The following is a 12,329-nucleotide window of genomic DNA, read 5'->3' as shown; positions in this document are numbered from 1 at the left end:
TGACCGTCTCTCCCTTCTTCACCGTCATCCCCGCGCAGGCGGGGATCCATCCAGCCCCCCGTCACCTCCGCCAGCGTCTGAAGCAAAACGCCCGCCTCCGCCGCAACGACACGCTCGGGCCTTTCCGCGAGGATCCCCACGCATGACCGCAATCGCCATCGTCAACGGCAAGCTGGCTGATCCCGCCGCCGACATGCTGCAGGACGCCTCGGTCCTGATCGAAGGCGACCGGATCATCGCGACCGGGCAGGTCGACCTGCCCGCCGATGTCGAGCGCATCGACGCGCAGGGTCTTGTCGTCGCGCCGGGCCTGGTCGATCTCGGCGTCTTCGCCACCGACAAGCCGGCCTTTCATTTCGGTGGCATCACGCGCGCCGCGCTGATGCCCGACCAGCGTGCGCCGCTCGACGATACCGGGCTCATCCGCCAGGCGACCCGCGCGGGCAAGCCTGACTTCTGGGTTCATCCCATCGCTGCCGCGACTCGCGGGCTTCAGGGCGCCGAAATGGCGGAAATGGGCCTGATGCAGGCGGCCGGGGCGAAGGCGGTCGGCACCGGCCGGCAATGGATCGCCGATTCGGGCGTGATGCTGCGCGTCCTCGCCTATGCCAACGGCCTTGGCCTCACCCTCATCGCCCATGCCGAAGATGGCGGCCTCACCGCCCGCGCCGTTGCCACCAGTGGAGAGACGGCGACTCGGCTCGGCCTGCCCCATGCCCCCGCCTGCGCCGAAGCGATGGCGATTGCGCGCGACCTGATGCTGGTGCGCGAAACCGGCGCCGCCATTCATTTCCGGTTGGTGACGACGCGTGCGGGCTTCGACCTCATCCGCGCCGCCAAGGCAGAGGGGCTGCGCGTCACCTGCGGCATCACCCCTGCCTATCTGTTCCTCAACGATCAGGCGGCAACCGATTTCCGCACCTTTGCGCGCCTGTCGCCGCCGCTGCGCAGCGAAGCCGATCGCCTCGCCAGCATCGCCGCCGTCGCCGACGGCACGATCGACGTCATCACCTCGGGCCACGACCCGCGCGGGCCGGAAGACAAGCGCCTGCCCTTCGCCGACGCCGCGCCCGGCATGGCGGGCGCGGAAACTCTGCTCGCTCTCTCGCTTAACCTCGTGCGCGAAGGCCATGTGTCGATCAACCGGCTGATGACCCTGCTGTCGGCCAATCCTGCGCGGATCCTCGGCGTCGACGCGGGCAGCTTCGCGCCGGGCAGCGCCGCCGACCTCATTTTCATTGATCCCGATGCGCCCTGGATCGTCGATTCGACGCGCATGGCCGCTTCGGCCGGCAATACGCCGTTCGACAAGGTGCCAGTGCAGGGCCGCGCCCGCCGCGTGATGAAGGGCGGGACGTTCCTGTAACGCTCGAGGCCGTCGCTCTCAGGGCGTAACGGCCGCAGGCGGCACGGCGCTCCCCTCCGGCTCGTCCTTCATCGCGGCGGCCGTCTTCTCCGCCGCCGCCATGACGCGCAGCACATTCTCGCCCGCCAGCTTGGCGATGGCGACGTCGCTCCAGCCCCGCCGCATCAGCTCCGCCAGCAAGGCCGGATAGGTCTCGACTCCGCTCAGCCCTTCAGGCAGGTCGCCGACGCCATCAAAATCGCTGCCAATGCCGACATGGTCGATCCCCGCCACCTTGACGATATGCTCGATATGGTCCGCGACCTGGCCGATCGTCGCCTTGGGCTCGGGATGCGCAGCCTCCCAGGCGGCCAGCGCCCGCGCCGCGCCGTCGGGATCGCCGATATGCAGCCCGCCAAAGGGTGGCGCATTGTTCCGCGCGATCTCGGCGCTGCGGTCCGCGCCCCAGACCCGGCGCGCCTCCGACACATATTGAGCCGCGAAATTCACCATCACCACGCCGCCGTTGGTCGCGACCTGCTGCAGCACCGCGTCCGACACGTTGCGCGGCGTGTCGCACAGCGCCCGCGCATTGGAGTGGGAGAAGATCACCGGCGCCTTCGTCACTCGCAGCGCGTCCAGCATCGTCGCCTCGCTGACATGGCTGAGGTCCACCAGCATGCCCAGGCGATTGAGTTCATGTACTACCGCCTCGCCAAAGGGGGTGAGGCCGTCATGCTGCGGATTGTCGGTCGCGCTGTCGGCCCAGCCGATGGTGCGGCTGTGCGTCAGCGTCAGATAGGATGCCCCGAGCCTCCGATAGGCCCGCAGCACCGCCAGGCTGCCGTCGATCTGCCCACCGCCCTCGACCCCGATCAGCGATCCGATCCGCCCGGCCCTGTGCGCGGCGCGCATGTCGGCGGCGGTCCGCGCGATCTGGAAATGCTGCGGATAGCGAGCGGCGAGGCTGTGGACCAAGCCGATCTGGTCCAGCGTGTCCTTGACCTGTTGCACCTGCGGCAGGTCGGGCGAAACCCAGACGGACCAGAATTGCCCACCCACGCCCCCGGCATGCAGGCGCGCGATGTCGGTATGATAGGTAGCCGGGTCCAGCCGCGTCAGGACCATCGTCCAGCGCGCGTTCTTGGCCTTTTCCGCCAGCGCTTCGGGCCAGTCATTATGCCCGTCGATCAACGGCGTGGCCTTCAGCACCTTCGCGATGCGCGCGCCATAGGGCCCGGTGGCGGGCGCCTCGGCGGCATGGAGAGCGGGGGAGGCGAACAGCAGCGGCGCCAGCGCCAGGGACAGCATCTTCATGACTGCGCAGGCTAGGGGCGGCGGGGCGCAAGTCAATCGCTTCTCCCGACCGCGCGATGCCGTGATCGGGGGTGGCTCCGCCGCTCGGGTCTGCTACCTTCGGGCGGCATGTTGATCGATCCGCTGATCCTGTTGCAGGCCTATTCCATTGGTGTCTTCCCCATGTCGGACGACCGCGACGCGCGGGAAGTCTATTGGGTCGAACCCAAGTTCCGCGCGATCCTGCCGCTCGAACGGTTCCACCTGTCGCGTTCGCTGGCCAAGGTGCTGCGCCGCGACCAGTTCCGCGTCACCGCCAACCGCGCCTTCGGACAGATATTGGCGCTCTGCGCCGCCGCCGCGCCGGATCGCCCGTCGACCTGGATCAACCATGCGATCGAACGCGCCTATGGCGATCTCCACGCCCGCGGCTTCGCCCATTCCATCGAGGTGTGGGACGGGGAGGAGCTTGTGGGCGGCCTCTATGGCGTCGCGCTCGGCACCGCCTTCTTTGGCGAATCCATGGTCTCGCGCCGCACCGACGCGTCGAAGGTTGCGCTCGCCTGGCTGGTGGCGCGCATGCGCTTCGCCGGCTTCACCCTGCTCGACTGCCAGTTCATGACCGATCATCTGCGCTCGATGGGCGCGATCGAGCTACGCCAGCGCGATTATCTTCAGTTGCTGGGCGCGGCCGTGGGTTCGGTGTCGCTCGGCGCGGAGTCCGACGCATTGGCGGCGGGTTCGGGCGCGGCGGCGGAACGCGCGTTCGCGCCGCTCGCCGGCTTGGCCGACACCGGTTCGCCCTTGGCGTCCAGCTTGACCGTGTCGGGCCCGCTTTCGGGCCATTCCATCGCACAGCTTCTGACCCACACGTCATAGATCGGATGCTGCACGACATTGCGGTCAGGGCGGTCCCGGAACAGCCAGCCGGAAAAGGCGCGGCGCCACTTATTGTCGGCGCTGCTGCGCACGTCCAGCTGCACGAAGGCGCCGGTTTCCTGGATATTCTCCCAGGGCGCGGTCGTCTCGCACGCCAGCAGCCGCACGATCGCATCGCCCACGCGCAGCGCCTCGCCCGGCTTCATGCTGAGGTCGCGGGTCAGGCCGTTGCGCTTGTTCAGCAGGCCGATGACGGCGGTGCGCTCGGCCATCGGCGTGCCGGGCATCACCCTATTGTCGGCGGCGCGAATGGGCGCGCCCTCGACCTTGACCGGGCCGGATCGATTGGCCGGCGGCAGGGCGTCGTCATCGCTGCATCCCGCGATCGTCAGGATGCAGGGCAGCGCGATCAGGCACGGAAGGATCGGCGGGAAAATCCCCGCCGGGCGCCAGCTCATGCCGCGTCGGGGCTCCACGCCTCATAGTCGCCGGTCGCCTTCTGGCGCAGGCCGCCCTTTTCGAGCGCACCCGACGGGCGATAGGCATTGGCGGTGCCGGTCGCGTTGGGGGTGGATTCCTTTTCCCAGATGCGCGGCGGCGGCAGGAAGCTTTCGGGCGCGCCCTCGATCGAATGATGCAGCCAGCCATGCCATTCGGCCGGCACTCGGCTGGCGTCGTTCGCGCCCTTGTAGATGACCCAGCGGCGGGTCAGGCCATTGGGGTCCTTGCCGCCTTCGAAATAGACATTGCCCTGATGATCCTCGCCGACCTTGCTGCCCTTGCGCTTGGTAAAGAGCCAGGTGCCGAAGGTGGCGCCATTCCACCAGGTGAAGATGTTAGCCAGGATTCCCATGGGCCAAGCGCTTAGCCGCTGCGAAGGACGCGGGCAAGACGGATATGGCCTCAGCGCGCCGGGGCGGGGCAGAAATTGAGGTCGGTGGCGCGCCGTTCCGCCGGCACGGCGCACCCGCCCCAGCTCACCCGGTCGCCTTCCCGGATCCCCAGCTCCGCCGCGCGCCCGCCGCGCAGTTCCAGCACCGCCGCCACCGGCACGCCGGCCGACACCGGCTCGCGCGAATAGGGTTCGGCCTGCGCCTTCAGAAAGGCGATGCTGCCGTCGGTATGGATGAACAGCATGTCGAGCGGCACCAGCGTATCCTTCATCCAGAAGCTCGCCGTGCGCGGCGGCTCCATCGGAAAGAGCATGCCGCCGTCCGCCGCGATCTCCTTGCGGAACATCAGGCCCTTCGCCTGCTCCTGCTGCGTGCGCGCCACCTCGACATCGAACCGATGCGCCCCCTTCGCCGTGCGCACAACCAACGGCAGCAGCGTGGATGTCTGCGCCGCGGCGTTGCTGCTGTCGCTTTCGTTGTCGGGCTTGGCCTGCGGAGCGGAGCAGGCGGCGAGCAGGCCGAACGCCATCAAGGTGCACAATCGGATCATCCCGCCTGCCTAAAGCGATTCGGCTGCTAGGGGCAGGGGCATTCCTCCACCATGCCAGATTGACGCGACGCAGCATCACCGCCAGTTGTGAGCCGAAAGAGGCAGGGTAGATGCGAATCGTCATCATCGACGACAGCGGCCTGCGCGCCACGGTCCTGGAGGAAGGGCTGCGCGACGCGGGCTATGACGACATTCATATCGTCCCGCCGCGCGGCGCCTTTGTCGCGCGGCTGGAACGCATGGCGCCCGATGTCGTGCTGATGGATCTGGGCAGCCCCAGCCGCGACACGCTGGAGGAGATGCTGACCGTCAGCCGCGCGCTCGCCAAACCGATCGCCATGTTCGTGGACCAGTCCGACGACTCGATGATCGGCGCCGCGATCGACGCGGGCGTGTCCGCCTATGTCGTCGACGGCCTGCGCAAGGAGCGCGTCAAGCCGGTGTTGGAACTGGCGGTGCGGCGCTTCAACGCCTTTTCGCGGATGCAGGCGGAACTGGACGAAGCGCGCACGGCGCTCCAGGATCGCAAGATCATTGATCGCGCCAAGTCGATCCTGATGAACCAGCGTGGCCTGTCGGAACAGGATGCCTATGCGCTGCTGCGGTCGAGCGCGATGAACCAGGGCAGGAAGATCGTCGATGTGGCGCAGGCGCTGATCACCGCCAGCGACTTGCTGGGAGGGGGGCTATGACCATCAATCTGAAGATCGCCTTCCTGCCGCTCAACGATGCGGCCGTGCTTGTCGCCGCGCGCGAACGCGGCTTTGCCGAGGAAGAAGGCATCGTCCTCGACCTCGTGCGCACCACCAGCTGGGCGACGCTGCGCGACCGGCTCGTCTTCGGCCAGGTGCACGCCGCGCAGATGCTCGCCCCGCTTGCCGTGGCGGTGACGCTCGGTCTCAGCCAGCAGCCCGCCGCGCTCGCCGCGCCATATAAGCTGGGCGTCAACGGCAACATGCTGGTGATGGCCAGCGATTTCGCCAAGGCGCTGGAGCCCGATGTCGCCGCGCGTCTGTCCGATCCGCTCGGCACCGCCCATGATTTCGCAGCGGCGATCGGCCTGTGGCGGCGCAAGCCGGTGATCGGCGTCGTCCACCGCTTTTCCAGCCATGCGCTGATGCTGCGTTACTGGCTGGCGAGTGCGGGCGTGGATCCGGACCGTGACGTGGTGCTGCGCGTGCTGCCGCCGTCGTTGACGGTCGAGGCGATGCGCGCGGGCGAGATTGACGGCTTCATCGCCGGCGAACCCTGGGGCAGTGCGGCGGTCGATGTGGGCCTCGCCGAAACCGTGGCGATCGGCGAGCGCATCTGGCGGCGCGGCGTGGAAAAGATACTGGCCTTTCGCGAAGCCTGGCTGGAGGAGCATCCCGACATCGTCGATCGGCTGCTGCGTGCCATGGCGCGCGCCGCCGCCTGGTGCGACGATCCGGAAAATCATGCGGCGCTGGCGCAATTGCTGGCCGATCCCCGCCATGTCGATCAGCCCGCCGACCTCATCCAGCGCGCGCTCGACGGGCAGATTGTCGCGCGCGCGGGCGAAGCGCCGGTCGCCAATCCCGATTTCATGTTGTTCGGTCGCGAAGCGACGCCCTTTCCCTGGCGCAGCCAGGCGCTGTGGATCTATTCGCAGCTGGTCCGCTGGAAGATGGTCGACCATGATCCCGCGACTGCCCAGGCCGCCGCGCGCGTGTTCCGGCCCGACATTTTCCGCCGCGCGCTCGCCGATAGCGACGTGCCGATGCCGGGGGCCAGCATGAAGGTGGAAGGGGCGGTCGACATGCCGCTGGCGGTGGGCTCGCGGCGCGGCGAACTGACGCTCGGTCCCGACCGCTTCTTCGACGGGCGCACCTTCGATCCCGAGCAGATCGAGGCCTATCTGGCGGGGTTCGCGCCGGCGCGCTGAACCGCGCCGAATTTTGTGCCTTGTAACATGATGCGAATCGCGAGATGATAATGGAGTCGCGCGATGAAGCGCGCCGCTATCCGGATGCGCCATCCCAAGGTGGGGATCGCCGTCCTCACCATTTTTCGCAGCAAAGCCGCTGACCGGACTCGTCTCTGTACGATGTTCGGGCTGCGGCTTTTTTCATGTCCATTGCCTTCATGGGGGACGTCACATGGCAACTGCTTATTGGGATCGCGAGGCCGGGGATGAAGCGCCCGCCGCACCGACCAGCTTCTGGAAGGCCGGCCACGCGCCGACCCTGATCGCCGCCTTTCTCTATTTCGACCTCGCCTTCATGGTCTGGGTGCTGCTGGGGCCGCTCGCTCCGATGATCAGCCAGACGCTGGCGCTGACGCCCGCGGAAAAGGGGCTGATGGTCGCTACGCCGACGCTGGCGGGCGCGCTGCTGCGCGTCGTCAACGGCCTGCTGGTGGACCGGATCGGGCCCAAATTGTCGGGCGCGATCAGCCAGCTGATCGTCATCGCCGGGCTGTTCACCGCTTGGGTGGCAGGGATCGACAGTTTTGCAGGCACGCTCGCCTTGGGCGTCATATTGGGCTTTGCCGGCGCCAGCTTCGCCATCGCCCTGCCGCTCGCCAGCCGCTGGTATCCGCCCGAACATCAGGGGAAGGCGATGGGGCTCGCGGGCATGGGCAATTCGGGCACCGTCCTCGCCTCGCTCTTCGCGCCGATGCTGGCCAAGATGTTCGGCTGGAATGCGGTGCTGGGCCTCGCCTGCATCCCGCTGACGATCGTATTTGTAGCCTATGTCATCATGGCCAAGGACGCGCCCAATGCGCCCGCGCCCAAGAAGCTGATCGACTATTTCCAGCCGCTCAAAGTCGCCGATGCCTGGTGGCTGATGGCCTTCTACGCCGTCACCTTCGGCGGCTTTGTCGGCCTTGCCGCGTCGCTGCCCATCTACTTCACCGACCAGTTCGGCCTCACCCCGATCGTCGCTGGCTATTGCACCGCCGGCTGCGTCTTTGCCGGGTCGCTGGTGCGGCCGCTGGGCGGCGCGCTGGCCGACCGGATCGGCGGATCGCGCGCCTTGATGATCGTCTATGCCGTCGCCGCGCTGGCGCTGGCGGGGGTCGCTTTCGCGCCGACCTTGGCGGCGGCCTTGGCCCTCTTCGTTGTCGCGATGCTGGCGCTCGGCACGGGCAATGGCTCGGTCTTCCAGCTGGTGCCGCAGCGGTTCCAGGCGGAAATCGGCATCATGACCGGCCTGGTCGGCATGGCCGGCGGGGTGGGGGGCTTCTATCTCGCCAGCTCGCTCGGCGTCGCAAAGCAGCTTACCGGCAGCTTCGCGCCCGGCTTTCTGATCTTCGCGGGGCTGGCGCTTCTCGCGCTGCTCGGGGTCCTGCTGGTCAAGGCCAAGTGGCGCGCCAGCTGGACCACCGGCGCGCGCATCTGAACAGGGGAGGGAGGGAGCGGCCGCGATCGAAAGGCCGCTCCCCCATATCGGCATCCGCCATTCTTCGTCCGAGGGGGGACGATCATCCATGAAATATCTTTTCGCATCGGCGGCCGCGCTGGCCGTCGCAGGGCCCGCTTGCGCCCAGGACTTCGCCCTCAAGCCTGTCGCCGAAGCCCGGCTGCGCTACGAACATGCGCAACAGGACGGCTTGGCGGAGGATGACTCCGACGCCGTGACTGTCCGCGCTCGCGCGGGCTTCACCGCCAGCAGCGGCGGGTTTTCCGCCACCATGGTGGGACAGGGGACGCTCGCCATCGTCGATGATTATTATGATGGCCTCAACGGCGCCGCCACTCGCCCGATCATCGCCGATCCGCAGAATGTCGCGCTCTACATCGCCCAGCTCCAATATAGGACCAGCGCGCTGACGCTGACCGGCGGCCGGCAGAAAATCGCGCTGGATGACGAGCGCTTCGTCGGCAATGTCGCCTTCCGCGACAATGGTCAGACCTTCGACGCGGTGCGGGCCGAACTGACGCCGGTGAAGGGCGTGAAGCTCGACATCGCCTATGCCTGGTCCGTCCGCACCATCTGGGGCATCGATGGCGTAGGCGCGCGGCAGCAGGCGATTGGCGGCGACAATCTCTTCGCCAATCTCTCCTATGCAACGCCACTGGGCACGATCACCGGCTTTGCCTATCTGGTCGATCAGGACGAGGCGGCGGTGCAGGCCTATCGCCTCTCCAGCCAGACCTACGGCCTGCGCCTCGCCGGATCGCACCGGCTCTCGCCTGCCGCGCAGATCGGCTATCAGCTGAGCTACGCGCGCCAGTCCGACTATCACTGCAACCCCAATGACTATGCCGCGGACTATTGGCTGGCCGACGCAACGCTCGACGTGCAGGGCTGGAAACTCAACGCCGGCTACGAAATATTGGGCGCGAGCAAGAACGGGGCGCTCACCAGCTTCCAGACGCCGCTTGGCACCAATTTCAAATTCCAGGGCTGGGCCGACAAGTTCCTGACCACGCCGCCCGATGGCATACGGGACCTCTATGTCGGCGGCGGCTATGGCTGGAAACAGGCTGGGCCTTTTTCCGCCCTTACGCTGCAAGGCGTCTGGCATCGCTTCGACAGCGATCGGCGGGACCAGCATTATGGCGACGAATGGAACCTCATCGCGTCGGCGAAACTGCGCCGCACCCAGCTTTCGGTGCGCTATGCCCGCTACGACGCCCACAGCTTCGCCACCGACAGTCAGAAGCTGTGGCTCCAGGCCGACTGGAGCCTCTGACATCATTATCGCTTGAGCGCCCGCGCGAATCAGCTTATGCTGCAGTGCAAAGGGCAAGGATGTCCTTCTTTCATAGCCGCAGCGGTTCAGGGTAGGACCGCCAAGGCGCAGATGATGGCAAGGCCGCCATCCAGACTCTCGGGTTCAAACCCCGGGGGTCCGGATGGCGGCCTTTTTCTTTTCCGAAAGGACCGGGGATGGAAGTGCAGGTCAGGGACGAAAGCCGGGCGGACGGCGGGAACGACATCCTCGTGCCGTTCGAGGATGTCCGCGAACATCTGGTCGTGGTGGGCAACGGCATGGCCGGCTGCCGCGCGGTCGAGGAACTGCTGGCGCGCGACGCGGGGCGCTACCGCGTCACCATCTTTGGCGCCGAACCCTATGTGAATTACAACCGCATCATGCTCTCGCCGGTGCTGGCCGGGGAAAAGGCGTTTGACGACATCGTCATCAACGACGCCGCCTGGTATGCCGACAATGGCATAGAGTTGATCGCGGGTGATCCGGTGACGGCGATCAATCGCGCCGCCAAGACCGTCACCAGCAAGGCCGGCCGCACCATCGGCTATGACAAGCTGCTGATCGCCACGGGCTCCGATCCCTTCATCATCCCTGTGCCCGGCAAGGAGCTGCCGGGCGTCATCAGCTTCCGCGACATGAAGGATGTCGACACCATGCTCGCGGCCGCCGATGCCGGTGGCGACGCCGTGGTGATCGGGGGCGGCCTGCTGGGCCTCGAAGCCGCGCATGGCCTGACCCTGCGCGGCATGAAGGTCACGGTCATCCACCTGATGGACACGCTGATGGAGCGGCAACTGGACGAGGCGGCGGGCTGGCTGCTCAAGACGGCCCTGGAAGCGCGCGGCCAAACCATCCTGACCGGCGCCAACACCGAAGCCATTTATGGCGACGGCAAGGTCGAGGGCGTTCGTCTGAAGGACGGCCGCGAAATTTCCGCCAGCCTTGTCGTGATGGCAGTCGGCATCCGTCCCTCCGTCGCGCTGGCGAAGGAAGCGGGCCTCGACGTTGCTCGCGGCATCAAGGTCGACGACCATATGGTCACCAGCGATCCCGATGTGCTGGCGGTCGGCGAATGCGTCGAACATGACGGCAATGTCTACGGCCTGGTCGCGCCCTTGTGGGACATGTGCCGCAGCCTCGCCGACGGCCTCACCGACCAGCATAGCGGCTACAAGGGCTCGGTCACCTCGACCAAGCTCAAGGTCGCCGGTCTCGACGTCTTTTCCGCCGGCGACTTTTCAGGTGGCGACGGGTGCGAGGACATTGTGCTGCGTGACGCTTCGCGGGGCGTCTACAAGCGCGTCGTGGTCAAGGACGATCGCATCGTCGGCGCGGTGCTCTATGGCGACACGGCGGACGGCGGCTGGTATTTCGACCTGCTCCGCAAGGGCGAGGACATCGCCGACATTCGCGACCTGCTGATCTTCGGTCAGGCCTTCGCCTCGGGAGGGGGCGCGCTGGACCCTAAGGCGGCCGTTGCGGCGCTCTCGGACGATGCCGAGATTTGCGGCTGCAACGGCGTCAGCAAGGGTCAGGTCGTCGCCTGCATCGCAGCGGGCAATTGCTCTCTCGACGCCGTTCGCGGCAGCTGCAAGGCGTCGGCCAGCTGCGGTCAATGCACCGGCCTCGTCGAAAATCTCCTGGCGCTCACGCTGGGCGATGACGTCGCCAGCGGCCCCAAGACCATGTGCAAATGCACCAGCTTCACTCATGACGATGTCCGCCGCGAAATCGTGGCGCAGGACATGCGCTCGATACCGGAGGTCATGCAGAAGCTGCACTGGACGACGCCAGACGGCTGCTCCTCCTGCCGCCCCGCGCTCAACTATTATCTGCTCTGCGCGCTGCCCGGCGAGTACCAGGACGACCAGCAGAGCCGCTTCGTCAACGAACGCATGCACGCCAATATTCAGAAGGACGGCACCTATTCGGTTGTCCCGCGCATGTGGGGCGGCCTCACCAATCCGCGCGAACTGCGCGCCATCGCAGACGTGGTCGAGAAATATGACGCGCCGATGGTCAAGGTGACGGGCGGCCAGCGGCTCGACATCTTCGGCATCAAGAAGGAGGATCTGCCCGCCGTCTGGGCCGACCTCAATGCCGCGGGCATGGTGTCGGGCCACGCTTATGGCAAGTCGCTGCGCACGGTGAAGACTTGCGTCGGGTCCGAACGGTGCCGTTTCGGCACGCAGGATTCGACTGGCCTTGGCGTCAAGATCGAACGGATGACCTGGGGATCGTGGATGCCCCACAAGTTCAAGATCGCGGCATCGGGCTGTCCCCGCAATTGCGCGGAAGCGACGATTAAGGACTTTGGCGTGGTCTGCGTCGATTCGGGCTACGAACTGCATGTCGGCGGCAATGGCGGCATCCATGTCCGCGCCACCGACCTCCTCTGCAAGGTCGCGACCGAGCAGGAGGCGCTCGACTATTGCGCCGCCTTCATTCAGCTCTACCGCGAGGAAGCCCGCTATCTGGAGCGCACCGCGCCCTGGATCGAGCGCGTGGGGGTTGCATATATCAAGCAGCGCATCGTCGAGGATGACGCTGGTCGCGAAGCGCTGCGCGCGCGCTTCCTCTATTCGCAAAGCTTCAGCCAGGACGATCCCTGGGCCGAGCGCGCCGCCGGGCAGCATGCCGAACTGCACCAGCATCTTCAGCCCATAGCCATCGCTGCGGAGTAATC

Annotated in this window: 10 protein-coding genes and 1 pseudogene; 7 read left to right on the top strand and 4 right to left on the bottom strand. The window is 66.9% G+C overall.

All coding sequences use genetic code 11. From position 1 onward, the window contains the following. Positions 1-142: 142 nt before the first annotated feature. The gene (locus ACGGKE_RS08485) at positions 143-1,366 is read left to right on the top strand and encodes a dihydroorotase family protein (RefSeq protein WP_394436978.1); all 1,224 of its coding nucleotides are present in this window, start codon (positions 143-145) and stop codon (positions 1,364-1,366) included. Between the two features lie 18 nt (positions 1,367-1,384). Here the strand turns inward: ACGGKE_RS08485 and ACGGKE_RS08480 are convergent, their stop codons facing one another. Continuing rightward, complete coding sequence (locus tag ACGGKE_RS08480) at positions 1,385-2,662, bottom strand: dipeptidase (protein ID WP_394436976.1); 1,278 nt, start codon at positions 2,660-2,662, stop codon at positions 1,385-1,387. A gap of 108 nt (positions 2,663-2,770) precedes the next feature. Between ACGGKE_RS08480 and aat the strand changes: the two genes are divergently transcribed. After that, positions 2,771-3,520, top strand: a complete 750-nt coding sequence (gene aat / locus ACGGKE_RS08475) for a leucyl/phenylalanyl-tRNA--protein transferase (RefSeq protein WP_394436974.1) — start codon at positions 2,771-2,773, stop codon at positions 3,518-3,520. A 35-nt stretch (positions 3,521-3,555) separates the two neighbouring features. Here the strand turns inward: aat and ACGGKE_RS08470 are convergent. The 3 genes and pseudogenes from ACGGKE_RS08470 to ACGGKE_RS08460 all read right to left on the bottom strand — a co-directional run. Then, a pseudogene (locus ACGGKE_RS08470) lies at positions 3,556-3,726 on the bottom strand (DUF2155 domain-containing protein); the annotation flags it as partial. Positions 3,727-3,974: 248 nt separating this feature from the next. Beyond that, complete coding sequence (locus ACGGKE_RS08465) at positions 3,975-4,373, bottom strand: NADH:ubiquinone oxidoreductase subunit NDUFA12 (RefSeq protein WP_228165477.1); 399 nt, start codon at positions 4,371-4,373, stop codon at positions 3,975-3,977. Positions 4,374-4,423: 50 nt separating this feature from the next. Beyond that, positions 4,424-4,963 (bottom strand): DUF192 domain-containing protein, encoded by a 540-nt coding sequence (locus ACGGKE_RS08460; protein WP_394436972.1) that lies wholly within the window; start codon positions 4,961-4,963, stop codon positions 4,424-4,426. A gap of 110 nt (positions 4,964-5,073) precedes the next feature. Between ACGGKE_RS08460 and ACGGKE_RS08455 the strand changes: the two genes are divergently transcribed. From ACGGKE_RS08455 to nirB, 5 genes are all read left to right on the top strand, one after another. Beyond that, positions 5,074-5,655, top strand: coding sequence for an ANTAR domain-containing response regulator (locus tag ACGGKE_RS08455; protein ID WP_228165479.1), 582 nt, complete (start codon positions 5,074-5,076; stop codon positions 5,653-5,655). After that, complete coding sequence (locus tag ACGGKE_RS08450; RefSeq protein WP_394436969.1) at positions 5,652-6,866, top strand: CmpA/NrtA family ABC transporter substrate-binding protein; 1,215 nt, start codon at positions 5,652-5,654, stop codon at positions 6,864-6,866. Before ACGGKE_RS08455 ends, ACGGKE_RS08450 begins: the two co-directional genes overlap by 4 nt. A gap of 214 nt (positions 6,867-7,080) precedes the next feature. Next, entirely contained in the window at positions 7,081-8,325 is a 1,245-nt protein-coding gene (locus tag ACGGKE_RS08445) for a nitrate/nitrite transporter (protein WP_394436967.1), read from the top strand. 88 nt (positions 8,326-8,413) lie between these two features. After that, entirely contained in the window at positions 8,414-9,622 is a 1,209-nt protein-coding gene (locus tag ACGGKE_RS08440) for a hypothetical protein (RefSeq protein WP_394436965.1), read from the top strand. A 197-nt stretch (positions 9,623-9,819) separates the two neighbouring features. Continuing rightward, on the top strand, positions 9,820-12,327 hold the full coding sequence (gene nirB / locus ACGGKE_RS08435; protein ID WP_394436963.1) for a nitrite reductase large subunit NirB: 2,508 nt from the start codon (positions 9,820-9,822) through the stop codon (positions 12,325-12,327). Positions 12,328-12,329 lie beyond the last annotated feature (2 nt).

This window comes from Sphingobium naphthae (genome assembly GCF_043589935.1).
Lineage (GTDB): Bacteria > Pseudomonadota > Alphaproteobacteria > Sphingomonadales > Sphingomonadaceae > Sphingobium > Sphingobium naphthae_A.
Note: the sequence above shows the minus strand (reverse complement) of the source record. Positions and strands in the feature narration are given on the sequence as shown.

Bases quoted from the DNA above. Each gene is read 5' to 3' on its own strand.
- aat (WP_394436974.1), top strand. From the start codon at position 2,771: ATGTTGATCGATCCGCTGATCCTGTTGCAGGCCTATTCCATTGGTGTC.
- ACGGKE_RS08440 (WP_394436965.1), top strand. From the start codon at position 8,414: ATGAAATATCTTTTCGCATCGGCGGCCGCGCTGGCCGTCGCAGGGCCC.
- nirB (WP_394436963.1), top strand. From the start codon at position 9,820: ATGGAAGTGCAGGTCAGGGACGAAAGCCGGGCGGACGGCGGGAACGAC.
- ACGGKE_RS08465 (WP_228165477.1), bottom strand. From the start codon at position 4,373: ATGGGAATCCTGGCTAACATCTTCACCTGGTGGAATGGCGCCACCTTC.
- ACGGKE_RS08445 (WP_394436967.1), top strand. From the start codon at position 7,081: ATGGCAACTGCTTATTGGGATCGCGAGGCCGGGGATGAAGCGCCCGCC.
- ACGGKE_RS08460 (WP_394436972.1), bottom strand. From the start codon at position 4,963: ATGATCCGATTGTGCACCTTGATGGCGTTCGGCCTGCTCGCCGCCTGC.
- ACGGKE_RS08480 (WP_394436976.1), bottom strand. From the start codon at position 2,662: ATGAAGATGCTGTCCCTGGCGCTGGCGCCGCTGCTGTTCGCCTCCCCC.
- ACGGKE_RS08485 (WP_394436978.1), top strand. From the start codon at position 143: ATGACCGCAATCGCCATCGTCAACGGCAAGCTGGCTGATCCCGCCGCC.
- ACGGKE_RS08450 (WP_394436969.1), top strand. From the start codon at position 5,652: ATGACCATCAATCTGAAGATCGCCTTCCTGCCGCTCAACGATGCGGCC.
- ACGGKE_RS08455 (WP_228165479.1), top strand. From the start codon at position 5,074: ATGCGAATCGTCATCATCGACGACAGCGGCCTGCGCGCCACGGTCCTG.